This is a genomic window from Muricoccus harenae, from assembly GCF_009848505.1.
Lineage (GTDB): Bacteria > Pseudomonadota > Alphaproteobacteria > Acetobacterales > Acetobacteraceae > Roseomonas > Roseomonas harenae.
This window is the reverse complement of record NZ_WWDL01000013.1, coordinates 75,368-97,607: the sequence shown is the minus strand read 5'-3', so window position 1 is coordinate 97,607 and position 22,240 is coordinate 75,368. Positions and strand designations below refer to the sequence as shown.

The following is a 22,240-nucleotide window of genomic DNA, read 5'->3' as shown; positions in this document are numbered from 1 at the left end:
CGGCGCCGTCCCTGCCGGGGCGGCGTCGCCTCCTCAGTACCCCCGGGCGGGATCGATCCGGTTCGGAAGGGGCTTCCCCTCGCGCAGGGCGCGGATGTTCCGGAACAGGATGTCCAGGGTGCGGTCGTTGTAGCGCGCGCGGTCATCCGCCGAGATATGCGGCGTCACCACCATACCAGGGGTGCGCCATAGGCGGTGGTCTGCCGGCAGCGGCTCCGGCACGGCCACATCGGTGACGCAGCCTCCCAGATGGCCGGAGTCCAGTGCATCGCAGACCGCGTCCTGGTCCCACACCGCGCCGCGCGCGATATTCACGAGGCGCGCTCCCTTCGGCAGCAGCGCGATCCGCTCGCGCGAGAGGAGATTGCGGGTCTGGTCCGTCAGCGGGCAAGCAAGGACGAGGAAATCCGCCTCCGGCAGTACGGCATCCAGCGCATCGGTTGTGTAGGTCTCATCGCAGTCCGGATGCGCGCCGGGGCTGTTGCGCACGCCGATGACATGCATCCCGAACTGCTTCGCGCGCCGGGCAATGCCGCCGCCGAGCGAGCCGACGCCGACGATCACCACGCGCTCCCCTTCAAGGGTGGATGCATGGAGCGCCTTCCACTCGCCGCGCCGCTGCTGGTCGGCAAAGGCGGGCATATGCGACTGCAGCATCAGGATCGCCATAATGCCGAACTCGCCGGCCTTGTCGGCATGGGTGCCGCTGTTGTTCAGCAGGGCAATGGAATCCGGCAGCCAATCTTGCAGTGGCAGGGCGGGATCGACGCCTGCGGAGGTACAGGCAATCACCTTCAGCTTCGGCGCCATGCCGGGCAGCGCCCCCGCCGGGAAACGCTTGCGCAGCGCACGCGACCAAGTCAGCAGGATCTCGGCCTCGGGGATCGCGCGGGCGAAGCCTTCGTCATCCCTGGCGAAGGAGACCTCCAGCCCCGTCATGTCCGGGCTGCGGGCCAGGGCGGCCTGCCACTGCGCCTCGGTCACGGCGAAATGCGGATCGTTATAGGGGTTCTGGATATGGATGCGCATTCGGTTGATTTCGCATGAGCCGCCGCCCGCGTGAAGTGCTGGAGCAACGGGAGTAGCCTGGAAGCGTTGCGTCCCCATGGTCAGCCCCATCCTGCAGGAGGCCTCCCGACTGGTCGGGGAGGATCTCGCCTTTCAGCGCCGGGTCTGGCGCTTCCAGCGCATCGGCTGGGCCGTGATGGCAGGGTTCGTGCTGCTCGGCGCACTGGGGGCCTTCGGCGGCGGGCCCCTGGCCCAGGCGCGGTTGCGCAGCGACGACGGCACAGTCGAGATGGAGTGGGAGCGGATCGAGCGCATCGGCCGTGACAGTCGACTTCGCATCCGCACCACCGGGCCCCCATCCGGCTCGCTCATCCTGCGGCTGGAAGGCGAACTCACCGAGTTGGCGCTCCTCGCCATCGAACCTCAACCTGCCAGCGAGTCCCGCGCCCCGGGCCGGATCTGGCTGCGCTTCGATCCGCCGGCGGAGGGACATGCGGCCGAAATCCTGCTGAATCTCCGCTCCTCCCGCCCGGGCATGGTTGAGGGACAACTGGCGCTGGGCGAAGCCGTCCTGCCGCTGCGCCTCTTCGTGATGCCGTGATCCGATGAAGAGGGCGACTTTTTGGAAAGCGTGATCCGGGCGCTGGTGATCTATGTGGTGCTGAGTTTGATGTTCCGCATCACCGGCCGGCGCAGCATGAGCCACATCACCACCTTCGACTTCGTACTGTTGCTCGTGGTCGGAGAGGCAACGCAGCAGGCGCTGCTGGGAGAGGACTTCTCGCTCACCAACGGCATCCTGGCTATCGCGACTCTGCTCGGCCTCGACGTGACCGTCCGTTGGCTGAAGGCTAACCACCAGAAGACGGACCGGGTCATGGAAGGGCTGCCCACCATTCTCGTGGCGGATGGGCAGCCACTGCACGAGCGGATGCGCGAGGCACGGATCAGCGAGGCTGAGGTGCTGCAGAGCGCGCGGGAGGTGCAAGGGCTGATGCGGATGGAGGACATCCAGCTGGCGGTGCTCGAGGTCAGCGGCACGATCTCCATCATTCCGCGCCGCGAATCCTGAGGCCGGCATGGTACCGGGCCGCCCTGCCGACCTTCGGGGGGATGCGGTGACCGCGCGGCCCCCTATCGTGATCGACGCAGGCGTTCCACGGCGGGCGCGCCACGTCTAACCTCGGCCCCATGGAACACCTGACAGAACGGCCGGTCATCCCGCCCATGCGGAGCAAGCTCTTCGTCCCCGGTTCGCGGGAGGAGCTCTTCGCCAAGGCTTCTGCCTCGGCAGCTGACGCCCTTTCCTTCGACCTGGAGGATGCGGTGGCGCCGAACCGCAAGGATGCGGCGCGGGAAATGCTGGCGGGCTTCCTGCACGGTGGCGCGCATGGCGGAAAGGTCATCGTCGTGCGGGTGAACGGGATCGACACGCCGCATTTCGCGCCCGACGTTGCGGCGGTGGCCCTCCCCGGCACGCATATGATCAACCTTCCGATGATCCGCGACGCCGCCGAGGTTGTGCAGGCCGCCGAGGTGCTGGAGAAGGCCGAGCGCGACAACGGCGTGACTCAGCCCATCGGCATCCTCTGCAACATCGAGACGCCACGCGCCCTGCGCCTCGCCCATGAGATCGCGGCGGCGCATCCCCGCGTGACCGGGCTGCAGATCGGCTACGCTGACCTACTGGAACCTTATGGTTTCGACCGGATGGATGCAGCCATGCTCGCCCATGTGCGAATGGAGATCCGCCTCGCCGCTGCCGAGGCCGGGGTGGCCGCCTATGACGGCGCCTTTGCCAAGGTCGACCAGCTCGATGCGTATCGCGCCGAGGCCGCAGCCGCCCGCCGCATGGGTTACGCCGGCAAGAGCTGCATCCACCCGACGCAGATCGCCCTCGCCAACGAGGTGTTCCAGCCGACGCCCGCGGAGATCGCCCGCGCGAAGCGCGTGGTCGAGGTGGGGCGCGAACAGATCGCGGCGGGAATGGGCGCCTTTCTGGTGGATGGCAGCATGGTAGATGCACCTTTCGTCGTCGGCGCCGAGATGCTGCTCGACCTCGCGCGGAAGCTTCGGCTGCCCGGCGCGGACTGACGGGGCGTTGACTGACGGGGCGTGGACACGGGGACCGCCCGGCATGCGAACAGAGAAACGGGAACGGAGGACATGATGGGCGTGATCACGAGGCGGGCTTTGGGCGCGGCCGCGTTGGCGCTGCCGGCGGTTGCGCGGGCGCAAGGGAATGACCAGGGGAACAATGCAGGCAGCTGGCCGTCGCGGCCGGTGCGCGTCGTCGTTCCCTTCCCGCCCGGCGGCAGCAACGATGCCGTGGCACGTCCCCTCGCCGAGCATCTGCAGGCCAGGCTTGGCCAGCCCTTCGTGGTGGAGAACCGCCCGGGCGCCGGCAGCACCATCGGCTCGGCAGAGGTCGCGCGCGCGCCGGCCGATGGCTATACGCTGATGGTCACCTCCTCCACCTTCTCCACCAGCGCGGCGGTGCAACGCACGCCCTATGACCCTTCGGGAGACTTCGAGGCGGTGGCGATGGCGGCGGTGGCGCCGCTTGTCGTCGTCGCCGCGCCATCCTTCCCGCCGAACAACCTGGCTGAGCTGGCGGCCTATGTTCGCGCGAACCCCGGCAAGGTGGATTACGGCTCCTCCGGTCCCGGCAGCATCAATCAGATGGGCGCCGAGCTCTTCGCCCAGAAGGCGGGCGGGCTGCACATGCAGCACGTGCCTTATCGCGGCATGGGCCCGGCCACGACGGATCTCGCGGCCGGCACGATCCAGGTCATCTTCACCACCATCCCCTCAGCACGCGGCGTGATCAGCAGCGGGCGGGTGAAGGTGCTGGGCTGGACCGGTGAGAACCGGCCGGCAAGCGGTCCGCAAGCACCAACCCCGCGCGAGAGCGGCCTTCCCGACTACGAGGCCGGCATCTGGTGGGGGCTGCTCGCCCGCCGCGGCATGCCGCCCGCGATCCGGGACCGCATCAACGCGGTGGCCAACGAGGCGCTCTCCGGCGGCCGGCTCGCGGCCTATCTTGAGAGCGAAGGCGCCCTCCCCACCCCGCTCTCCGCCGCCGAGGGCGATGCCTTCCTGCAGCGAGACCTCGCCCAGTGGCGGGAGGTCGCGTCCAAGGGCAACATCCGCATCGAGTGAGCGGGGTCCGCTGCACCTGCCGCCGCGGCGCCAGCGGCGCGGGTGGTCTGGTGCAGCGCGATACCGCCCCCAAATGTAGCCGACGCCGCCCCTCGGCGGCGCCGGAATGGCGACAGTGGAGACGCCGGAGGGCGAATCATCATCCTCCCGGAGCCTTCATGCGCCGCCCCGGCGCCGGGAGCATACTGGTGGAGTCGCTGCGCCGCGCCCGGCGTCGAGGAGCCGTGGTGGCTTCGCGCAAGGGGCATCGTGCACGGATGACGGCCCGGCGCGTTCCCGCCGGGGAATGGAGAGACGCGATGAACAGGCGTTGCATGCTCCTGGCCCTCACAGGACTCGCCCTGGGTCCACCCGCCCTGGCCCAAGCGCAGGCAGGGCCGCGCCGCATCCGCGGCACGATCGACGGGCTGTCCGGCCGCGATCTCTCCATCGCGACGCGGGAAGGCCAGAAGGTCACCGTGCGCCTGGCCGAGAACGCCGGCGTATCGGCCCTGCGGCGCCTGGAGCTTTCCAGCATCACCCCCGGCAGCTTCATCGGCACGGCCGCCGAGCCGGGCCCGGACGGTGTCTGGCGCGCCTTGGAGGTGCTGGTCTTCCCCGAAGCCATGCGCGGTACGGGCGAGGGACATTTCGCCTGGGACCTCACCCCTAGCTCCACCATGACCAACGCGACGGTCGACTCTGCCGTGCAGGGCAATGACGGGCGCAGCCTCACGCTCACGGCGCGCGGCCAGCAGATCCGGGTGATGGTGCCGCCGGATGTGCCGGTGGTGACGCTGATCCCGGCCGCCATGGTGGATCTGAAGCCGGGCGCCCAGGTCTTCCTCACCGCGACCCAGGGGGCGGATGGCACCCTCACCGCCGCCCGCGTCACCGTGGCGCGGGACGGCGTGGTACCCCCGATGTGAGCGAGGCAGCCCTTCCCTCTCCTTCCGCCATCCGCCCGCGCCGGTCGCGGCGGGAGGGACCGCCGCAGCCCAAGCCAGGACCATGGCCCTGGCTCGACCGCGGCGGCCGCTTCTCCTGGATGAAGGCGGCGGTCCTGCTCGGGTGCTGCGTGCCATTGCTTCGGCTCGCGTGGCTCTGGACAAGCGACGGGCTGGGGCCGGAGCCGCTGACGGAAGCCACGCATCAGACCGGCAACTGGTGCGTGCGCTTCCTCCTCATCAGCCTTGCCATCACCCCGGTGCGCTGGGTGTTCGACTGGCCGAAAGGGTTGCAACTGCGGAGGATGCTGGGGCTCGCAGCGCTCGGCTATGCCGTGGTGCATCTCGCCCTCTATGTGGGGAACGAGCACCTGCGGCTCTGGCATGTGCTGCTGGAGATCGTGAAGCGGCCGTATCTGTCCACTGGCTTCACCGCACTGATCGGGCTCGCGGTGCTCGGCTGGACCTCCACCGATGGCTGGTTGCGGAAGCTCGGGCGGGAGTGGAAGCCGCTGCACCGACTCGTCTACCCGCTGGCGGCGCTCGGCATCCTGCATTTCTACATGCAGTCCAAGATCAACGTCTCCGAGCCCGCGCTGATGAGCGGCCTCTTCCTCTGGCTGATGTTCTGGCGGCTCCTGCCGGCGCGCTGGCGGGGCAATCCCCTGCCCCTGGTGCCGATCGCACTGCTGGCAGCGGCGGGGACGGCGGGACTGGAATACCTCTGGTACGCCCTGGCGACGAAGCTGCCGGCGCCGATGATCTTCGCGGCCAATTTCGACCTGGAGTTCGAATACCGCCCGGCCGTCTGGGTGCTGATCCTGGGGGTGGCAACCGCCGCCCTGGCGGCGGGGTGGTGGGGAATCCGCCAGGTCTTCAGGGATCCTCAGGACCTGCCCGCGCCACCTGGGCTTCGGGAGTAGCGGCTGCGGCTTCCGGAGCGGGCGCCGCGCCTGGCATGCAACGCACGGTGCCGGGGTTGGCCCGGGCCTCTGTGGGGACGGTCCCCTCGGGGCAGGCCAGTTGCCGGTGGGAGGCCGGCGGCAGGTCGTTGTGCCAGCCGGCCACCTCGGTATCCGCGCCGCCACCACGCCGTGCCACGCCGCGCCCGTCGCAGCGGCCGGGGCGGCCCCGCATCGGCCTTCCCCCATTCGGGCAGAGCCAGCGTTGGATCGCCGCGCGGTCGTTCAGGCCCGGCAGTTCCTGGGTGACTATCCTGGGGCCCGGCGACACCTGAAATACCTGCCGCTGCTGGGCCTGGGCCTCGGCCAGCGGGGGCGCCACGCCCATGATCAGGGCCGCGGCGCCCAGCGCCTTCATCCAGCATGAACGCTTCATGCCGCCGCAGATGGTGAGCCCTGGCCCCGAGACAAACCCCAGGGACGCTTGACGCGCTCCCGCCGGCGGGCGAAGCCGCTTGGAACCGCCAGCTTTGCGGAGGAGACCGCCTTGGACCTCGATCCCCAGATTAAATCGGCGCTGGAAGGCGTCTCCACCGCCACCTTGACGACGGTGCTGCTCAAGAAGGGGCTGCGCAACGTCTGGATGCGCGGCACCAAGCCAATCCGCGAGGGCCAGCCCCGCCTGGTCGGCCGCGCCTTCACCCTGCGCTTCGTCCCGGCCCGCGAGGACCTGGCGACGCCCGAGAGCTGGTCCTCCCCCATCTCCACCCGCGCCGCCATCGAGGCGATGCCGGAGGGCTGCATCACCGTGGTGGATGCCATGGGCGTTCAGGATGCCGGCATCTTCGGGGACATCCTCTGCGCCCGCATGGCAAAGAAGGGCGTCGCCGCCCTGATCACGGACGGGGTGGTGCGCGACATCGCCGGGGTACTCGGCACCGGCCTCCCGGTGTGGTGCAACGGCGCCGCGGCCCCGCCCTCCGTCGCTGGCCTCACCTTCGTCGCCTGGCAGCAGCCGATCGGCTGCGGCGGCGTGGCGGTCTTCCCCGATGACGTCGTGGTGGTGGACCAAGACGGCGCCGTGCTGATCCCGCAGGCCCTGCTGGAGGCCGTGACCGAGGCCGCCGTCGAGCAGGAGCGGCAGGAGAACTGGATCATGTCGGAGGTGGAGAAGGGCGCCGCACTCCCCGGCCTTTATCCCCCCAATGCCGAGAACAAGGCGCGCTACGAAGCGTGGAAGAAGGGCTGAACCCCATGACCGACCTGACCGCCGCCAAGGGCGTCTATGCCATTGCCCCGACCGCCTTCCACGAGGACGGAAGGCTCGATGAGGCCTCGAACGACCGCTACACCGACTTTTGCGTGGAGAGCGGCTGCACCGGCATCACCGTCCTCGGTGTGATGGGCGAGGCGCCGAAGCTGGACATGGCCGAGAGCGTCTCCCTCGCCTCGCGCATGATCAAGCGCGCGGGCATCCCCGTCATCGTCGGCGTCTCCGCCCCTGGCTTCGCGGCCATGACCTCGCTCACCAAGGCAGTGATGGACGCGGGCGCCGCCGGCGTGATGATCGCGCCGCCGAACACGCTGCGCACCGATGACCAGATCGTCGCCTACTATGCCCAGGCGGCCGAGGCGATCGGGGCGGACGTGCCCTTCGTGGTGCAGGACTTTCCGCAGACCTTCAGCGTCATCATGACCCCCGCCGTCATCCGCCGGATTGTCCAGGCCAACGCGAACTGCGTGATGGTCAAGCACGAGGACTGGCCCGGTCTCGAGAAGATCTCCGCCCTGCGCGGCTTCGAGAAGGACGGGTCGATGAAGCACATCTCCATCCTGTGTGGGAATGGAGGCCTGTTCATCGACTTCGAATGCGAGCGCGGGGCCGATGGCGCCATGACTGGTTATGCCTTCCCGGACATGCTGGCCGAACTCGTGAAGCTCCAGGCCGAGGGCAAGCGCGACCAGGCGCATGACCTGTTCGACGCTCACCTCCCGTTGCTCCGCTATGAGCAGCAGCAGGGCCCGACGGGACTGGCTGTGCGGAAATACGTGCTGATGCGCCGCGGTGTGCTGGCCAGCGACGCCCAGCGCCGCCCGGGCCTCGGCCTGAGCGCCACCGCCAAGGCCGAGGTGGACTACCTGCTCTCCCGCGTGGCGCGCTTCGACAAGCGGGCCGATCTGGGCGCGGCGAAGGCCGCCTGATCGGGCGGGTCGGTCCCGCGCCCAGGCGCGGGACCGATGCCAGTCCCTCTATCCGCCCTGGCGCCGGGCGGGCAGCACCGCGGCGGGGTCGATAGAGGACCCCATCGCCAGATAGCCGGCGCGATTCGGGTGCAGCTTGTCGCCCGGGCCGCCGGTGGTCGAATCCGGGACCATCTCCGGCCGCAACCCGCCCGTGGCCGGGTCGAGCGTTGCCCGGTCGAACTCAGCGACGGCGTCGAACAGCCCGCCATCCCGGATGAAGGCGTTCAGCCCCTTTCGCTTCTCGTCCTGCTCCGCATGACCATGGGCGGCGCTGGTGCTGCCCAGGGCGGTGGTGACAGTCGCGCCGATCACCCGCACGCCGGGAATCGCCTCGCGCAGCTTCCGCACGCCCTCCTTCATGCCGTTCTGCACCGCCTCCAGCGAGGCGTTGCCGTTGCGGCTGAAGTCGTTCGTGCCCTCGAGCCAGATCACGGAAGTGACGCCGGAGAGGGAGATCACGTCCCGCTCCAGCCGGGCCAGGGCCGAGGGACCGCCGGGGAAAGGCCGGTCCGGCCCGTATTGCGCCGGGCCGACGACCTGGTTGCCACCAATGCCGGCATTCACCACCGAGACGCGGTTCCCCAGCGTCGCGTTCAGCCGCCGCGCCAGCACATCCGGCCATCGGTCGTCACCATTCATGGTGGAGGCGGTACCATCGGTGATGGAGTCGCCGAATCCGACGATCACCGGCGTGCCGGCGGGTGCCGTCATGTCGACGGCATCAAGGAAGAACCAGGAGGCGGTCGAGAAGGGGAAGGCAGCCTCCCCTTCCTCCGCGCCCTTCGATCCCGCACCCGGTGCGGTGCCATAGGAGGTCTGCAGCGCCTTCGCGTGCCAGGTCATCGGACCGCTTGCGCCAGCCACATGGAAGGAGACGGCGAGCTTCCGCCCCATCAGCAGCGGTGAATCGGGCTCGGCGGCGAAGGGAAGCTCCACCGGATCCGACCAGGCCTGCCCGCCGGGTGGAATGGTAACGGACTCCGCCCCGCCGAAGCGCACGGGCCGGTTGGTCCCCGGGACCAGGGTGGCGCCGCCATGATGGAGCCCCGCATGCACGCCATCCAGCGTCAGTGGACGGGTACCGAAGGCGTTGGAGAAGCGAAGCCGCGCCTGCCGGCCCCAGATGGACGGGCGGAGGACGAGGCGCAGCGTCTGGTCACGTGCCCCTTCAGCCGGATCCGGGAAGATGAAGCCCTGGTTCGGCTGGGCCGAGGGGTTGCCGACCGGATAAGGACCCTGAACTGACCCTGCCCAGCTCGTCACCCAGGTCTGGCCGCCCGGCGCACCGCTTGAGGGCGTGGACTGCGCCAGGGCCTCCGGGATGATGGCTTGGGCAAGAGCGGCGGCAATGGCCCCCTGGCCGAGGCTGCGGCGATGCATGGCGTCTTCCTCCTGCGGCTCTGCGGCCAGCGCGGGAGGCTTTCACGCGGCGGCGCCTTCCCGCAAGTGGAAGTAGGTTGTGCGGCCGCCCCGCTTTACACGCAGCAATCGCCAGCGTCGCTCGAGAGCGACGCACTCATCTTTTCCGTCCCCGATGACAGAACCATCGAGCCCAGGCGCAAACCTCGCGGCGCGGGCGCGTTCAGACGCGGTGGCAACAGCCAAGCGCAGGAGGTTGGCGATGGCTGACAAAGAGAAGAGCGCCTACCAGGAGAAGGCCGGCGAGATGCCGGCCGCCGGCAACAGCAAGGGTGGCGGCAATAGCAAGCCGGGCGGGCCCGAGGTCGACATCGTCGGCAACGCCCGGCTGCGGGGCGAGGATCCCTCCCCCGACAACCGCAAGCGCGGCCAGACTTCCAAGGCGGACCAGGGTTCGGCCCGCGGAAGCTGAGCCGAAGCGCCCGGCGCCCTGCCGGACAGGAATGGAGAAACACCGCATGGTCAACGCGGCCAAGCTCGCCGCCGGCGAGATTCAGGACCACATGCCCGTCATCGGCAGCGACGGGCAGCCCTTCGGCATGGTGGATCATGTCGAGGGCGAGTTCATCAAGCTGACCAAGACCGACCCGGCCTCGGGCGGGGTGCACCGCTACATACCGCTTACCACCGTCGCGGGGCTGGATGGCGGGATGGTCCGTCTATCCCTGCCCGCGGAACAGGCGAAGCAGGCTTGCATCGACGAGGCGGAGATGCAGCAGCGCCTTTCCCTGGACCCGGACGCCAAGACCCAACTCGGCCAGGAGCAGGATGGGCCGCATGGCAGCCGCGCCAAGGCCCAGGGTGGCAAGGGCGAGCGAGAGCACCGACCCAGCCCCGTCTCCGAGTCGCCGGGCAAGACCAATTACGGCATCGACCAGCCCGGCTAGGAGCTCGTCTCAGGGCAGCTCAGGCGGCGGAAAGCGGTCGGGGCGGCTCCGATGCACCCGCCTGGGCGCCCGGCGTCCTCGGTGGCGCAGGATGGGTGCGACGAGCAGCAGCGGCGCAGTCAGGACCGGTAGGAGCCCCAGCCAGGCCGCGAGCACCCGCGGGCCAATCATCGCCCCGCCCGCGGCGACGCCCATGCTGGCGGCATTCAGGAGGACGGCCGCCACCCACCAGCGGCGGGCACGAAGCTCAAGCGCTTCGGCTGAGCCGGGCGGATCGGGATCGACGGTATACGGCTTTCCATCCCGGCCCACCTCGTAGAGCCGTTCAGGATCGGGCGTGAACCCCCGAGGGGCCACCGCGATGGCTCAGCGGCGCATCACAACAAAGGCGGGCATGCCGTTGCGGCGAGCCCGCCGCATGCGCCACCAAAGCGATGCAAAGCCAACCATCCCCGCCACGATCACCACGGGAATGAGCAGGCCGAGGATCAGCGCCGCCGCAGCCGCGAGCACCAGCCCGCCCGCTACGGCTGTTGCAAGCACGGCTACACCGCCCAGGCGCAGCAGCGCGCGATCCAGCCACGAGCCGCCAGCCAGCGGGCGCTGCTGGGTTTCCCGGAAGTCGCCCTCGGGCGTCATATCGAGAACGGGGGGCCTGTGAGGGTCCTGGGTCATACGGGGCATGTCGCCATCCGGAGGCATGGCTTCAAGGGGCCGGGCGGCGGCGGTATGGAAAGCGGATGACGCTGCCCCGCCTCCGCTCCCTCGACGAGTTGCATCCCGGCGACCGCTACCAGTTAGGCCGCCTGTCGCTCTCGCTCGAGGAGATCCGCGCCTTCGCCAGGCGCTACGATCCACAGCCCTTCCACCTGGACGTGGAGGCCGCGAAGGAGTCCATCTTCGGCACGGTGGTGGCCGCCGGGCTACATACGCTCTCGGCTTGCTTCGGAATGCTGATGGCCAGCCCGCTGCTGCGCGACATCAGCCTGGCTGGGTCCGCCATGGAAATCCGCTGGCCCGCCGCGCTGCGCCCGGATGAAGAGGTGGTGGTGACCCTTGAGGTGGTCGAGGTGACCCACTCCCGCGCGCGGAAGGATCGCGGCTCCGCCCGGCTGCGCTATGTCGCGACGCGGGTGGCAGATGGGGTGATCGTGCTGGACGCAACGGGGCTGCACCACCTGCGGCGCTAGACTCCCCGAAGCCGGACTAGTTCGCGGCGAGCGCCGCCTCGGCGCGCCGCACGGCGGCCATGGCCAGGGGCGCACGGTCCACCACCCGGTCCTTCACCACCACCAGCCAGCGGTCGCCCGGCAGGGAGGGCCGCAGCTCGACCACCCGTGCCTCCTCGTCCAGCGCCACGGCGTGGAACAGGCGCCAGTTGGTCAGGAGTGGCCCATGAACGCGAACGACGCGGGCGATGGTCTCGCCCGCGTCGTCGCAACCAACCCATTCGCGGGCGCGGAGCCGGCTGGCCCCGTCACCCGGATCGTCCGTGCGGCCCCGCGTCCAGCGCAGCCGCATGGGAAATTAGGCCGAGGCCTTCATGATCTCGTCCGCCACGTTCCGGGGGACGGGATCATAGTGGTGGAACTGCATGGAGAAGGAAGCGCGCCCCTTCGTCATGCCGCGCAGGTTGGAGATGTAGCCGAACATCTCCTTCAGCGGGACATGCGCCCGGATGATGACCGAAGTGGACGCCATGTCCTGCGACTGGATCACGCCACGGCGGCGGTTCAGGTCGCCCACGACGTCACCGACATGGTCGGAGGGGGTGGTGACCTCCACGTCCATGATCGGCTCCAGGATGACCGGGCCGGCCTTCTTCATGCCCTCGCGGAAGCAGGCCTTGGCTGCGATTTCGAACGCGAGCGCGCTCGAGTCGACGTCGTGGTACTTGCCGTCCACCAGGGAGTACTTGAAGTCCACCGTCGGGAAGCCGGCGAGCACGCCCGTATCGGCCTGCACCTTGATGCCCTTCTCGACTGCCGGGATGTACTCCTTCGGCACCGAGCCGCCGGCGGTGGCGTTCACGAACTCGATGCCCGTGTTCCGCTCCTTCGGCTCGAAGACGATCTTGACCTCGGCGTACTGGCCCGAGCCACCCGACTGCTTCTTATGGGTGTAGGTCTCGGTGTGAGACTTGGTGATCGTCTCGCGATAGGCGACCTGCGGCGCGCCGATATTGGCGTCCACGCCGTATTCGCGCTTCAGGCGGTCGATGATGATCTCGAGATGCAGCTCGCCCATGCCGGACAGGATGGTCTGGCCGGTCTCCTGGTCGGTCTTCAGGCGCAGCGAGGGGTCCTCGCCGGCCAGCTTCTGCAGCCCGAGGGTCATCTTCTCGACACCCTCCTTGGTCTTCGGCTCGACGGAGATGTCGATGACCGGCACCGGGAAGGCCATGCGCTCGAGCACAACCGGATCCTCGGCGGAGGCCAGCGTGTCACCCGTGCCGGTGTCCTTCAGGCCCACGAAGGCCGCGATGTCGCCAGCGGTGACCTCCTTGATCTCCTCGCGCTTGTCGGCATGCATCTGGAACATGCGGCCGACGCGCTCCTTGCCCTCCTTGGTGGTGTTGAGGACCGTGTCGCCGGTCTTCAGCACGCCCGAGTAGACGCGGACGAAGGTCAGGTTGCCGTACTTGTCATTGACGATCTTGAAGGCGAGGCCGGCGAAGGGCGCATCCACATTCGCGGGGATGATGCGGCGCTCGGCCGCCTCGTCCTCGCCCTCTTCCGCGGCCACCTTGATGCCGGGGATGTCGACCGGGGACGGCAGATAGTCGATCACGCCGTCAAGAAGCGGTTGCACGCCCTTGTTCTTGAAGGCCGAGCCGCAGAAGACCGGGCGGAAGGTGCCGTCAATCGTGCCGCGCTTGATGCAGCGCTTCAGCGTCGCGACATCCACGTCGCCCTTGTCGAAATACTCTTCCATCGCCGCGTCATCGACCGAAAGCGCGGTGTCGAGCAGGATCTGGCGGTACTCGGCGGCCTTGTCCTTCAGGTCGTCGGGGATCGGGGTCTCGTGGTACTTGGCGCCGAGCTCGTCGCCCTCCCAGATATAGGCCTTCATCTCGACCAGATCGACGATGCCCTTAAGGGTGTCCTCGATGCCGATCGGCAGCTGGAGCGTGACCCAGTTGATGCCGAGCTTCTCGGTCAGGGTCGCGGCCGCGCGGTAGAAGTCGGCGCCCGTGCGGTCCAGCTTGTTGATGAAGATGATGCGGGGGACGTTGTAGCGGTCCGCCAGGCGCCAGTTCGTCTCGGACTGCGGCTGCACACCGGCCACGCCCTCGATGATGAACACCGCGCCGTCGAGCACGCGCAGTGAACGGTTCACTTCGATGTTGAAGTCGATGTGGCCTGGGGTGTCGATGACGTTGATCCGGTGGTCCTTCCACTCGGCGGTCACGGCGGCGGAGGTGATCGTGATGCCACGCTCACGCTCCTGCTCCATGTAGTCGGTGGTGGTGTTGCCCTCATGGACCTCACCGATCCTGTGGGACTTGCCGGTGTAGTAGAGGATCCGCTCCGTAGTGGTCGTCTTGCCGGCGTCGATATGCGCCGTGATACCGATGTTACGGATACGATCGAGGGGGGTGCGCGCCACTTGGGCCTCCGTCGGTCGCGGCTGGGCCGCGCAATGGTGTCGCGGCTAGGCCGCGCGGTGATGTCGCGGCTGGGCCGCGTCATTGGTGTCACGGCCAAGGCCGCGGGAGTGTCACGGCCGGGACCGTGGGGTTCATCTGCGGCGGAGCCGCCTACTTGCTTCGCGGCGCGAACCGCGGGTTGTCTTACGCGACGCGCCGCGGGTGCCTACCGCGAATGCGCCGCATGGGTGCCGCAGCTGCGCCGCCCTGACCTCGTGACGGAGACCGTCCGGTGGCCGTCAGCCAAGCATTCCAGATGCGGCTGCGCGGGCCTACGCGGCATCGCCGCTCCGCCCGTTCCCCGATCCGGTCTGCCTGATGCCGCAAGGCGCAGCTGCCGCGTCCGTGCTGCGGGCGGACACATGCTCTGCCGGGCGGCATTTTGCAAGCATTCCCGGACGCTGCGGCGCCGCCTGCGGCATCCCGGACACGATTCCAGGGCCTCGGGGCACCAAATCCCGGCTTAGAAGCCGGCTCCCTCGCATTCAGGCCTCTGGCATTCAGACCTGGGGCGGGGCGATCCGCGAATCCCCTCGACGGGACCGGTTGGGAACTCACCGACGAGCCAAGTCCAACGATTTCCAGGGGCAAGCCCGCCAAACCAACCCTTTGGCAGGCACGGGAGCCCGGCACAGTCCGCCATTGGGAACGGGCGTCCACTGGTCGGCCTCCAAAATAGAATGGATACGCCGCGCGAAGGCGGCCTTGCGGGGCTGAAGGGCCCTGCGCTCTCAGTCGTCCCGATGCACCCGCTCCATCCGCTCGTGGCGCTCCTGCGCCTCGATGGAGAGTGTAGCGATGGGGCGGGCCTCCAGGCGACGGAGGCCGATCGGCTCGCCGGTTTCCTCGCAATAGCCGTAGGTGCCGTTGTCCACACGCTCCAGCGCCTGGTCGATCTTACTGATCAGCTTTCGGGCGCGATCTCGGGTGCGGAGCTCCAGGGCCCGGTCCGTCTCGACGCTCGCGCGGTCGGTCAGGTCGGCCTCGACGATCCCGCCCTGGCCCATGGAGCTCAGGGTCTCCCCCGCCTCCCGAAGGAGGTCCTGGCGCCATCTCAGCAGCTTCTGCCGAAAATAAGCAAGCTGACGTGCGTTCATGAAGGCCTCGTCATCCGAGGGCTTGTAGTCCGGCGGCAGGGTGATGAGCATGGCTTGCATCCCGATGGCCTGGCCCGACCCCTCCGGTCCCCCCGGCCTGGCAGGCAGCCGCGTATAACGATGCTGCCGGTCTCATAACAAGGGGAGTCCCCCTCCAGAGCGGTGTAACCGGCGGCCTTTCATGCTCTGGCAACCTGAATGCCACGTTTCGGTGCACTTCCGAGGCATGGATTCGGTTCCAAGGCGGATCATTTTACCGCTCCGGTTACCGTGCGGCGACGCTCCGCCGGGCCAGCTCGATTCGGGCCCGCAAGGCAATGCTGGCCAGGGCGTCTGCCAGCACCGCGTCGGCGGGAGCCTCCCCCTCCGCCAGCCGGGCCAGGCGCTCCAGCCGCGCCGGGTCCGCGGCTCCCCGCAGCATCTCAGCCTGTAGCGACGACAGTTCCTTCAACATGTCCCGCGCCCTGGCCGCGCCGCACCGGTCCCGGGCAGCCGCGTCCTCGGCCTCCTGGAGCGCCATGAGCCCGAGGGGGGTAGCCGCCTGGGCCGCGGCGGCTTCCGTGGACTCCTTCGCGCCCGCGGGCAGGCGGAAACCGCCGCCGCGTGACGTGATGCGCGGCCCATTCGCCGGGCCTGCCCGGCCGACGCCGCCGATTCCGTCCATGCCTGCCATGCCGTCTCCTGCCGCTTCACCGCCCGATCCTGCCGGCCCCTGCGGCGAAAGCCGCCCCTGACCGGCAGGTCCTGCCGCCCCTCCCCCGCCCTGCCCTGGCACGGGCATTGCGCTCCGGGAGGTGCCTTGTTGGAGGTCACATTGCGCCAGACCGGTTTCCGAAGCACGAAGGCCGCGCTGATCCCCTGCTTCCTCCTGCTCGCCGCCCTGTTCTGGGCAGGACCAGGCGCGGCACAGGTGCGGATCAAGGACATCGGCGATATCGAGGGCGTGCGAGACAACCAACTGGTCGGCTACGGGCTGGTGGTGGGGCTGCCGGGCACCGGGGACCGGCTTCGCTCGGCCATCTTCACGCGGCAATCCCTGGTCGGGATGCTCGAGCGGCTCGGCGTGAACACGCGGGACCAGGAAAAGCAGCTCGACACGCGCAATGTCGCGGCCGTGATGGTCACCACAAACCTGCCCGCCTTCGCCCGGCCGGGCAGCCGGCTGGATGTCGCCGTGTCCTCCCTCGGTGATGCCTCGAACCTCACCGGGGGGACGCTGCTCGTCGCGCCGCTGATGGAAGCGGATGGGGAGGTCTATGCCGTGGCGCAGGGCGCGGTAGCCACGGGCGCGATCGGTGCGCGGGGCCAGGGGTCCTCGGTGCAGCGCGGGGTGCCCACATCCGCTCGCATCTCCTCCGGCGCGGTGGTGGAGCGGGAGGTGCCCTTCGAGCTGGCAGGGCGCGACCGGATCCGCCTCTCCCTCCGCAACCCCGATCTGACCACTGCCCAGCGGATGGTGGCCGCGATCAACCGGGTCATCGGCGCCGGCAGTGCGACGGCCACCGATCCGCGCACCGTGGTGCTGATGACCGGGCATCGCGACATCGCGCGGCTGCTTACCGATATCGAGCAGCTGCGCATGGAGCCCGACCAGGCTGCTCGCGTCATCATCGAGGAGGCACCAGGCACCATCGTCATGGGCGCGAATGTCCGTGTCTCCACTATGGCCATTGCCCAGGGCAACCTGACCATCCGCGTCACCGAGACCCCGCAGGTGAGCCAGCCCAACCCGCTGGCACGCGGCGAGACGGTGGTGGTGCCGTGCACCAACATAGAGGTGGACGATCAGCGCGAGCGCCGCATGGGCATCCTGCCGCGCTCCGTCACACTCGAGGAGCTGGTTCGGGGGCTGAACTCGCTGGGCGTCGGGCCGCGCGACCTGATCACCATCCTGCAATCCATCAAGGCAGCCGGTGCGCTCCAGGCGGAGCTGGAGGTGCGTTGATGCAGATCGCCGCCTCCGATCCCGCCGCCCTCGCCCGCGTCGCGCGACGCTTCGAGGCGCAGGCCCTCGGCGCCCTGCTCAGGCCGGTCTTCGGGGAGGCGCCGAAGGGGCTGCTCTCCGGCGGGGCGGCGGAGGAGCAGTGGCGGCCGATGCTGGTCGAGCATTACGCCCGCTCCTGGTCCGACAGGGGCGGCGTGGGCATCGCCGATGCCGTCCTCCGCGAATTGCTGCGCGTGCAGGGCACGCAGCCGACGCCACCCCATTCGGAAGGAACTTCCCCATGAGCCATGTCCCGATGATCCAGGCGCTGCTGAACGCCGGCCAGCATCTCGCGGAAGCACTGCGCGCAGAGAACGAGGCGCTCGCCCGGCTCGACCTCTCGCGCGCCGCGACCCTCGCGACCACGAAGCTGCAGGCTTCCGATGCCTTCGCCGCGGCCTACGGCGCCGCGACGAAGACCGGCAGTACCGCGCAAGGCGACCTGCGCGACGCTGCGGAGCGATTGGCCGGACGGCTGCGCGACCTGTCGGAGGAGAATCGTCGGCTGCTGGAGCGTGCCATCGCGCTGCAATCTCGCGTGATCGAGACCATCGCCAGCGCTGCCATCCCGGCCAGTCGGCCGACGACCTATGGCGGCATGGGCCAGCGTGCGATCCCGCGGCAGGCGCCCTCTTTGGCGCTGGCGGCGCGGGCCTGAACCGCCGCGTCGGCACGAGTGTTCGCGCCACCCTGCGCCGCCGCGATCCTTTCTGCAGACAACCTCCTCGTGAAGTGGGTGTTACAGCGGGCGCCATTCGTCACCTCCCCTGCTGGCGCGGTCCACGCCGCTGGGGCATAGCTCAGGCGGATGGACGCCACGTCGGACACCGAAGACCGCGCGACGACGGAGGCCTGGGCCGCTTTGCTGAAGCGGCGTGCCGGCGAGGCCGCGCCATGGCCGTCCCACCCGCTCCACGACCTGTTCGGCCCAGTGCTGTCGGAGGGCGAGGCGAGTGACGGCTGCATGGTGATCGGCCGGCTGGCGCAGACATTGGACGGGCGGATCGCCACCGCCGGCGGATCGAGCCAGTGGATCGGCGGACGCGGCGACATCCTGCACACGCACCGGCTGCGGGCTCTATGCGACGGGGTGCTGGTGGGCGCCGGCACCATTGACCAGGACGATCCGCGGCTGACGACACGCGAGGTGGAGGGCGAAAGCCCGATCCGCGTGGTGCTGGACCCTTCCCGCCGCCTGCCGGTGGAGCGGCGCGTCTTCAGCGATGGGGGGCCGCCCACCCTCCTCGCCTGCCTTGAGGATGTGCCGGGCGGCGCGCGGCACGGCGCCGCGGAGGTGCTGCGCCTGCCGCGCGGCGAGGACGGCATGGATCTAGCCGCCCTGCTCCGCGCCCTCCATGCGCGCGGGCTGTCACGGCTTTTTGTGGAAGGCGGCGGCGTGACCGTCTCGCGTTTCCTGGCCGCGGGCTTGCTGGACCGGCTGCATGTCACGGTGGCTCCGGTCATCCTCGGCTCCGGCCGCGCGGCCTTCATTCTGCCGGAGGCGGCGCGCATCGCAGACGGGCTGCGCTTCGCTTGGACACCTTATCCCCTGGAGGGCGGCGACATCCTCTTCGATATTCCACTCCGCCGCACGCGTCCGCGCGTCTGCGAGGGCGCATGAGCGCGCTGACAGCCACCGCATTCTGGACCACCGGCCCGGGCCAGGGTGCCATCCATGGCGAGACGCTGCGCGCGCCCGGCGAAGGCGAGGTGCTTGTGCGCAGCCTGGCCAGCGGCATCAGTCGCGGCACTGAGCGTCTTGTCTTCCATGGGCGCGTGCCCGAGGGCGAATGGGCGCGGATGCGCGCGCCGCTGCAGGCGGGCGAGTTCCCCTTCCCGGTGAAATACGGCTACGCCGCCGTGGGGCTGGTGGAGGACGGGCCGGAAGACTGGATCGGCCAACGCGTCTTCTGCCTGCATCCGCATCAGGACCGCTTCGTCGCTCCACTCTCTCTATGTGCGCGCGTGCCCGACCGCGTGCCGGAATGGCGCGCGGTGCTCGCCGCGAACATGGAGACGGCGCTGAACATCAGCTGGGACGCGCAGCCGCTACCGGGTGAGCGCGCGCTGGTTGTAGGCGCCGGCGTGGTAGGGCTGCTCACGGCCTGGTTGCTCTCGCGCTTTCCCGCGATCGACCTTGTGGTGGCTGATCCCGATCCACTGCGCGCGGCGGTGGCCCAACGCCTCGGCCTGCGGCTCGTCACGCCAGAGGACGCGCCCGGCGACCGCGACTTGATCATCCATGCCAGCGGCAATCCCGAAGGGCTGCGCACCGCTCTGCGCTGCGCCGGCTTCGAAGGCCGCATCGTCGAGGCCTCCTGGTTTGGTGCCACCGAATGCACCCTGCCACTGGGCGGAGCCTTTCACGCCAACCGCGTCACCATCCGCTCCAGCCAGGTTGGGCAGATCGCGGGGCCCATGCGCGGGCGGCGGACCCATACGCAGCGGATGGAATTGGCCCTATCGCTTCTGGCCGATCCGGCACTGGACGCGCTGTGCGGCCCCATGGTCGCCTTCGCCGAGCTTCCGCGCGTCATGCCGTCGCTGCTCGGTGACCCGACCGAGGAGCAGGCGGCGCCGCTCTGCCCCGTCGTCACCTATGAATGAGAGACGCATGTACAGCCTGACCGTCGCCGATCACGTGATGATCGCCCATTCCTTCCGCGGCGAGGGCTTCGGCCCGGCGCAGCGCGTCCATGGCGCCACCTTCGTCGTGGAGGCCGAGTTCCGGGCGCCGCGGCTGGATGATGCCAACCTGCTGGTGGACATCGCCGCCGCCAGGGTGGAGCTGCGCCGCATCCTGGACAGCTTCGACTACAACAACCTGGACACGCTGCCCGCCTTCGCCGGGCAGAACACCACCACCGAGTTCCTGTGCTTCCATGTCCACGGCCTGCTTTGCGCCGCCCTTGCAGAGGGCAAGTTGGGGGCGGGCGGGAAGGATGTGCGCAGTGTGAAGGTGCTGCTGCGGGAAAGCCCCCTCGCATGGGCGGCCTATGAGGCCGAGGTACCGGGGCAAGCGGCGGCCGCATGAACATCGTCTTTGCCGTGCCGGCGCCGCTGGAGGCGATCAGTGGCGGCTACGGCTATGACCGGCGGATCCTGGCCGGGCTGCGTGAGTTGGGCCACACGTTGCGCGTGGAGGAGATGGCCGGACGCCACCCGCTGCCGGACGCGGCGGCTGAGGCCGCGGCAGGCGAGGTGCTCGCCGGCATGACGGCAACAGAGGTGCTGGTGGTGGACGGGCTCGGCCTTCCCGCCTTTGCGCCGCTCGCACATCAGGAGGCGATGCGCCGCGCCATTGGTCTGATCCACCATCCGACCGCGCTGGAGAAGGGATTCCCCGAGGAGGACCGCGACGCCCTTCGTGAGCGCGAGCGCCGGATCTTCCACCGCATGGCGCGGCTGGTCACCACCTCCCGACTCACCGCCGAGCGCCTCGTGCCGGAGTTCGGCGCCGATCCCGCACGCATCGGCACGGTCGAGCCCGGCACCGACGAGGCACCGCGCGCCACCGGCTCCGGCGGCCCTGGCTGTGCCATTCTGTCCGTCGGCGCCATTGTGCCGCGCAAGGGATATGACGTGCTGCTGCGCGCGCTTGGGCGCCTGACCGACATCAATTGGAGCCTGACGATCGTCGGTGACGTCCGCGACGCGGTGCATCTGCAGGGGCTGCAGGCGCTTGCCGAGCAGCTCGGCATCGCGCAGCGCATCACCTTCGCCGGCGAGGTGGAGCGAGCCGCGCTGGACGCCCTCTACGCCCGTTCGGACCTGTTCGCCCTTGCGAGCTGGTGGGAAGGCTATGGCATGGCCGTGGCCGAGGCGCTCGCGCGCGGCCTGCCACTGGCGCTGACCGATGGCGGTGCGCTGGCCGAGCTGGCGCCGCGCGATGCCGCCGTGATCTGTGCGGCCGGGGACCACAACAGCCTCTCGCGCGCCATGCGGCGCCCCATCTACGATACCAGCCTGCGCCAGGCCATGTCCGACGCCGCCTGGCGCGCGGGCCAGCGGCTGCCCCGCTGGTCCGACCGCGCCACCGCCTTCGCCCGCGAGATCGAAGCCGCCGACATTCCCACTGCCGAGAGATCATGACCGAGAGCTTCGACCCCGACTGGCTCGAACTGCGTGAGCCGCCCGATGCAAGGGCCCGAGACCTGCGCCTGGCGCTGGCGCTGTCCGCAGCCCTACCCGCGCGGCCGCGCCTGCTGGATCTCGGCGCCGGCACGGGCAGCCTGTTCCGCTGGCTCGCCCCCATCCTGAACCGCCCGCAGGCCTGGACCCTGGTGGATGCGGATGTGACGCTGATCGAATTCGCCTTCGACACCATTGCGGACCGTGCGGTAGCGGTTGGCTTCGAGGTTTCGGCACCGAACAAGCGCACGCTGCTGGTGCATACCCCGTCCGGGGCGTGGCGCGTGGAAGGGTTGGTGATGGACCTGGCCGATGCGCCACAGGGCCTGCCGCTGGGCCGCGCCGATGGCGTTGTATGCACGGCGCTCTGCGACCTGGTTTCGCGGTTCTGGGTGTCGCGCATGGCCGCTGGGTTGCGCCTGCCTTTCTACTCGGCGCTGAACGTCCAGGGCGATGCGCGCTTCCTGCCGCCGCACCCGGTTGACGGGCTTGTGGCGCGCAGCTTCCGGCGCGACCAGCTGCGCGACAAGGGCTTCGACGGCCCGGCGCTCGGTTCCGGCGCCACCCGCGCGATGGCGGATGCTTTCCGCGCGCGTGGGTTCCGCGTGGCGACCGCACCCTCTCCCTGGCGCATCGGGACGCATGAGACACGCATGCTGTCCGACCTCGCCCAGGGCCATGCACAGGCCGCCATGCGCCACGCGCCGCGCAGCGGGGCCGCCATCACGGATTGGGCGACGGCACGGACGGTGCAGGCGCGGCGTGGACGGCTGCGGGCGGTGGTCGGGCATTCCGACCTTCTGGCCTTGCCCGCCACGCGCGGAGGCTGAC

At 69.6% G+C, this 22,240-nt stretch carries 28 protein-coding genes; 19 read left to right on the top strand and 9 right to left on the bottom strand.

Translation table 11 applies throughout. The features are described 5' to 3' along the window. Positions 1-33: 33 nt before the first annotated feature. A complete protein-coding gene (locus GSE44_RS11550) occupies positions 34-1,029 on the bottom strand; it encodes a D-2-hydroxyacid dehydrogenase (protein WP_159348944.1) in 996 nt (331 codons plus the stop codon). 76 nt (positions 1,030-1,105) lie between these two features. Between GSE44_RS11550 and GSE44_RS11545 the strand changes: the two genes are divergently transcribed. From GSE44_RS11545 to GSE44_RS11520, 6 genes are all read left to right on the top strand, one after another. Continuing rightward, positions 1,106-1,609: a hypothetical protein gene (locus tag GSE44_RS11545; RefSeq protein WP_159348943.1), complete on the top strand. Its 504-nt coding sequence runs from the start codon at positions 1,106-1,108 to the stop codon at positions 1,607-1,609. Positions 1,610-1,639: 30 nt separating this feature from the next. Continuing rightward, positions 1,640-2,080 carry a DUF421 domain-containing protein gene (locus GSE44_RS11540; RefSeq protein WP_235924737.1) on the top strand — a complete coding sequence of 147 codons (441 nt, stop codon included), beginning with the start codon at positions 1,640-1,642 and terminating at the stop codon, positions 2,078-2,080. Positions 2,081-2,199: 119 nt separating this feature from the next. Then, positions 2,200-3,102 (top strand): HpcH/HpaI aldolase/citrate lyase family protein, encoded by a 903-nt coding sequence (locus tag GSE44_RS11535; protein ID WP_201306036.1) that lies wholly within the window; start codon positions 2,200-2,202, stop codon positions 3,100-3,102. 72 nt (positions 3,103-3,174) lie between these two features. Beyond that, positions 3,175-4,170, top strand: a complete 996-nt coding sequence (locus GSE44_RS11530; RefSeq protein WP_159348941.1) for a Bug family tripartite tricarboxylate transporter substrate binding protein — start codon at positions 3,175-3,177, stop codon at positions 4,168-4,170. A gap of 299 nt (positions 4,171-4,469) precedes the next feature. Next, positions 4,470-5,078: a hypothetical protein gene (locus tag GSE44_RS11525; protein ID WP_159348940.1), complete on the top strand. Its 609-nt coding sequence runs from the start codon at positions 4,470-4,472 to the stop codon at positions 5,076-5,078. Then, a complete protein-coding gene (locus GSE44_RS11520; RefSeq protein WP_235924731.1) occupies positions 5,075-6,019 on the top strand; it encodes a protein-methionine-sulfoxide reductase heme-binding subunit MsrQ in 945 nt (314 codons plus the stop codon). Before GSE44_RS11525 ends, GSE44_RS11520 begins: the two co-directional genes overlap by 4 nt. On the opposite strand, the gene GSE44_RS11515 is transcribed toward GSE44_RS11520, so the two are convergent. Then, positions 5,973-6,416, bottom strand: coding sequence for a hypothetical protein (locus GSE44_RS11515; RefSeq protein WP_159348939.1), 444 nt, complete (start codon positions 6,414-6,416; stop codon positions 5,973-5,975). The genes GSE44_RS11520 and GSE44_RS11515 overlap by 47 nt on opposite strands. Positions 6,417-6,545: 129 nt before the next feature. Here GSE44_RS11515 and GSE44_RS11510 point away from each other — a divergent pair, with 129 nt between their 5' ends. Continuing rightward, positions 6,546-7,247: a ribonuclease activity regulator RraA gene (locus tag GSE44_RS11510; RefSeq protein WP_159348938.1), complete on the top strand. Its 702-nt coding sequence runs from the start codon at positions 6,546-6,548 to the stop codon at positions 7,245-7,247. Positions 7,248-7,252: 5 nt separating this feature from the next. Then, positions 7,253-8,200, top strand: a complete 948-nt coding sequence (locus GSE44_RS11505) for a dihydrodipicolinate synthase family protein (RefSeq protein ID WP_159348937.1) — start codon at positions 7,253-7,255, stop codon at positions 8,198-8,200. A 48-nt stretch (positions 8,201-8,248) separates the two neighbouring features. On the opposite strand, the gene GSE44_RS11500 is transcribed toward GSE44_RS11505, so the two are convergent. Then, positions 8,249-9,622: a GDSL-type esterase/lipase family protein gene (locus tag GSE44_RS11500; protein WP_159348936.1), complete on the bottom strand. Its 1,374-nt coding sequence runs from the start codon at positions 9,620-9,622 to the stop codon at positions 8,249-8,251. A 241-nt stretch (positions 9,623-9,863) separates the two neighbouring features. On the opposite strand from GSE44_RS11500, the gene GSE44_RS11495 reads away from it, so the two are divergent. Further along, a complete protein-coding gene (locus GSE44_RS11495) occupies positions 9,864-10,073 on the top strand; it encodes a hypothetical protein (protein WP_159348935.1) in 210 nt (69 codons plus the stop codon). Positions 10,074-10,119: 46 nt separating this feature from the next. Continuing rightward, positions 10,120-10,548, top strand: a complete 429-nt coding sequence (locus tag GSE44_RS11490; protein WP_159348934.1) for a DUF2171 domain-containing protein — start codon at positions 10,120-10,122, stop codon at positions 10,546-10,548. Positions 10,549-10,557: 9 nt separating this feature from the next. Here the strand turns inward: GSE44_RS11490 and GSE44_RS11485 are convergent, their stop codons facing one another. Both GSE44_RS11485 and GSE44_RS11480 read right to left on the bottom strand, forming a co-directional pair. Beyond that, positions 10,558-10,905, bottom strand: a complete 348-nt coding sequence (locus GSE44_RS11485; RefSeq protein ID WP_159348933.1) for a hypothetical protein — start codon at positions 10,903-10,905, stop codon at positions 10,558-10,560. 9 nt (positions 10,906-10,914) lie between these two features. Continuing rightward, positions 10,915-11,232 carry a hypothetical protein gene (locus GSE44_RS11480; RefSeq protein ID WP_235924730.1) on the bottom strand — a complete coding sequence of 106 codons (318 nt, stop codon included), beginning with the start codon at positions 11,230-11,232 and terminating at the stop codon, positions 10,915-10,917. Between the two features lie 56 nt (positions 11,233-11,288). Here GSE44_RS11480 and GSE44_RS11475 point away from each other — a divergent pair, with 56 nt between their 5' ends. After that, positions 11,289-11,738, top strand: a complete 450-nt coding sequence (locus GSE44_RS11475; protein WP_159348932.1) for a MaoC/PaaZ C-terminal domain-containing protein — start codon at positions 11,289-11,291, stop codon at positions 11,736-11,738. A gap of 16 nt (positions 11,739-11,754) precedes the next feature. Here GSE44_RS11475 and GSE44_RS11470 read toward each other — a convergent pair whose 3' ends face one another. The 4 genes from GSE44_RS11470 to GSE44_RS11455 form a co-directional block, all read right to left on the bottom strand. Continuing rightward, positions 11,755-12,069, bottom strand: coding sequence for a hypothetical protein (locus GSE44_RS11470; protein ID WP_159348931.1), 315 nt, complete (start codon positions 12,067-12,069; stop codon positions 11,755-11,757). A gap of 6 nt (positions 12,070-12,075) precedes the next feature. After that, positions 12,076-14,157, bottom strand: a complete 2,082-nt coding sequence (gene fusA / locus GSE44_RS11465; protein WP_159348930.1) for an elongation factor G — start codon at positions 14,155-14,157, stop codon at positions 12,076-12,078. Between the two features lie 771 nt (positions 14,158-14,928). Beyond that, positions 14,929-15,345, bottom strand: coding sequence for an RNA polymerase-binding protein DksA (gene dksA / locus GSE44_RS11460; RefSeq protein WP_159348929.1), 417 nt, complete (start codon positions 15,343-15,345; stop codon positions 14,929-14,931). 214 nt (positions 15,346-15,559) lie between these two features. Then, positions 15,560-15,967, bottom strand: coding sequence for a flagellar assembly protein FliX (locus tag GSE44_RS11455; protein ID WP_159348928.1), 408 nt, complete (start codon positions 15,965-15,967; stop codon positions 15,560-15,562). A 141-nt stretch (positions 15,968-16,108) separates the two neighbouring features. On the opposite strand from GSE44_RS11455, the gene GSE44_RS11450 reads away from it, so the two are divergent. From GSE44_RS11450 to GSE44_RS11415, 8 genes are all read left to right on the top strand, one after another. Next, positions 16,109-17,239, top strand: a complete 1,131-nt coding sequence (locus GSE44_RS11450) for a flagellar basal body P-ring protein FlgI (RefSeq protein WP_159348981.1) — start codon at positions 16,109-16,111, stop codon at positions 17,237-17,239. Then, entirely contained in the window at positions 17,239-17,523 is a 285-nt protein-coding gene (locus GSE44_RS11445) for a rod-binding protein (RefSeq protein WP_159348927.1), read from the top strand. Before GSE44_RS11450 ends, GSE44_RS11445 begins: the two co-directional genes overlap by 1 nt. Continuing rightward, on the top strand, positions 17,520-17,936 hold the full coding sequence (locus tag GSE44_RS11440; RefSeq protein WP_159348926.1) for a hypothetical protein: 417 nt from the start codon (positions 17,520-17,522) through the stop codon (positions 17,934-17,936). Before GSE44_RS11445 ends, GSE44_RS11440 begins: the two co-directional genes overlap by 4 nt. 150 nt (positions 17,937-18,086) lie before the next feature. Continuing rightward, positions 18,087-18,899: a RibD family protein gene (locus tag GSE44_RS11435; RefSeq protein WP_159348925.1), complete on the top strand. Its 813-nt coding sequence runs from the start codon at positions 18,087-18,089 to the stop codon at positions 18,897-18,899. Then, the gene (locus tag GSE44_RS11430) at positions 18,896-19,885 is read left to right on the top strand and encodes a zinc-dependent alcohol dehydrogenase (RefSeq protein ID WP_159348924.1); all 990 of its coding nucleotides are present in this window, start codon (positions 18,896-18,898) and stop codon (positions 19,883-19,885) included. Before GSE44_RS11435 ends, GSE44_RS11430 begins: the two co-directional genes overlap by 4 nt. Before the next feature lie 7 nt (positions 19,886-19,892). Next, on the top strand, positions 19,893-20,312 hold the full coding sequence (locus GSE44_RS11425; protein WP_159348923.1) for a 6-pyruvoyl trahydropterin synthase family protein: 420 nt from the start codon (positions 19,893-19,895) through the stop codon (positions 20,310-20,312). Then, the gene (locus GSE44_RS11420) at positions 20,309-21,370 is read left to right on the top strand and encodes a glycosyltransferase family 4 protein (protein WP_159348922.1); all 1,062 of its coding nucleotides are present in this window, start codon (positions 20,309-20,311) and stop codon (positions 21,368-21,370) included. Before GSE44_RS11425 ends, GSE44_RS11420 begins: the two co-directional genes overlap by 4 nt. After that, on the top strand, positions 21,367-22,239 hold the full coding sequence (locus GSE44_RS11415; RefSeq protein WP_159348921.1) for a class I SAM-dependent methyltransferase: 873 nt from the start codon (positions 21,367-21,369) through the stop codon (positions 22,237-22,239). The genes GSE44_RS11420 and GSE44_RS11415 overlap by 4 nt, the downstream gene beginning before the upstream one ends. Position 22,240 lies beyond the last annotated feature (1 nt).

Excerpts from the sequence above, each read along its gene's own strand:
- GSE44_RS11505 (WP_159348937.1), top strand. The coding sequence starts at position 7,253 with ATGACCGACCTGACCGCCGCCAAGGGCGTCTATGCCATTGCCCCGACC.
- GSE44_RS11425 (WP_159348923.1), top strand. The coding sequence starts at position 19,893 with ATGTACAGCCTGACCGTCGCCGATCACGTGATGATCGCCCATTCCTTC.
- GSE44_RS11435 (WP_159348925.1), top strand. The coding sequence starts at position 18,087 with ATGGACGCCACGTCGGACACCGAAGACCGCGCGACGACGGAGGCCTGG.
- GSE44_RS11550 (WP_159348944.1), bottom strand. The coding sequence starts at position 1,029 with ATGCGCATCCATATCCAGAACCCCTATAACGATCCGCATTTCGCCGTG.
- GSE44_RS11515 (WP_159348939.1), bottom strand. The coding sequence starts at position 6,416 with ATGAAGGCGCTGGGCGCCGCGGCCCTGATCATGGGCGTGGCGCCCCCG.
- GSE44_RS11545 (WP_159348943.1), top strand. The coding sequence starts at position 1,106 with ATGGTCAGCCCCATCCTGCAGGAGGCCTCCCGACTGGTCGGGGAGGAT.
- GSE44_RS11490 (WP_159348934.1), top strand. The coding sequence starts at position 10,120 with ATGGTCAACGCGGCCAAGCTCGCCGCCGGCGAGATTCAGGACCACATG.
- GSE44_RS11430 (WP_159348924.1), top strand. The coding sequence starts at position 18,896 with ATGAGCGCGCTGACAGCCACCGCATTCTGGACCACCGGCCCGGGCCAG.
- GSE44_RS11455 (WP_159348928.1), bottom strand. The coding sequence starts at position 15,967 with ATGGCAGGCATGGACGGAATCGGCGGCGTCGGCCGGGCAGGCCCGGCG.
- dksA (WP_159348929.1), bottom strand. The coding sequence starts at position 15,345 with ATGCTCATCACCCTGCCGCCGGACTACAAGCCCTCGGATGACGAGGCC.
- GSE44_RS11495 (WP_159348935.1), top strand. The coding sequence starts at position 9,864 with ATGGCTGACAAAGAGAAGAGCGCCTACCAGGAGAAGGCCGGCGAGATG.
- GSE44_RS11415 (WP_159348921.1), top strand. The coding sequence starts at position 21,367 with ATGACCGAGAGCTTCGACCCCGACTGGCTCGAACTGCGTGAGCCGCCC.
- GSE44_RS11530 (WP_159348941.1), top strand. The coding sequence starts at position 3,175 with ATGATGGGCGTGATCACGAGGCGGGCTTTGGGCGCGGCCGCGTTGGCG.
- GSE44_RS11500 (WP_159348936.1), bottom strand. The coding sequence starts at position 9,622 with ATGCATCGCCGCAGCCTCGGCCAGGGGGCCATTGCCGCCGCTCTTGCC.
- GSE44_RS11445 (WP_159348927.1), top strand. The coding sequence starts at position 17,239 with ATGCAGATCGCCGCCTCCGATCCCGCCGCCCTCGCCCGCGTCGCGCGA.
- GSE44_RS11480 (WP_235924730.1), bottom strand. The coding sequence starts at position 11,232 with ATGCCCCGTATGACCCAGGACCCTCACAGGCCCCCCGTTCTCGATATG.
- GSE44_RS11470 (WP_159348931.1), bottom strand. The coding sequence starts at position 12,069 with ATGCGGCTGCGCTGGACGCGGGGCCGCACGGACGATCCGGGTGACGGG.
- GSE44_RS11525 (WP_159348940.1), top strand. The coding sequence starts at position 4,470 with ATGAACAGGCGTTGCATGCTCCTGGCCCTCACAGGACTCGCCCTGGGT.
- GSE44_RS11475 (WP_159348932.1), top strand. The coding sequence starts at position 11,289 with ATGACGCTGCCCCGCCTCCGCTCCCTCGACGAGTTGCATCCCGGCGAC.
- GSE44_RS11535 (WP_201306036.1), top strand. The coding sequence starts at position 2,200 with ATGGAACACCTGACAGAACGGCCGGTCATCCCGCCCATGCGGAGCAAG.
- GSE44_RS11420 (WP_159348922.1), top strand. The coding sequence starts at position 20,309 with ATGAACATCGTCTTTGCCGTGCCGGCGCCGCTGGAGGCGATCAGTGGC.
- GSE44_RS11440 (WP_159348926.1), top strand. The coding sequence starts at position 17,520 with ATGAGCCATGTCCCGATGATCCAGGCGCTGCTGAACGCCGGCCAGCAT.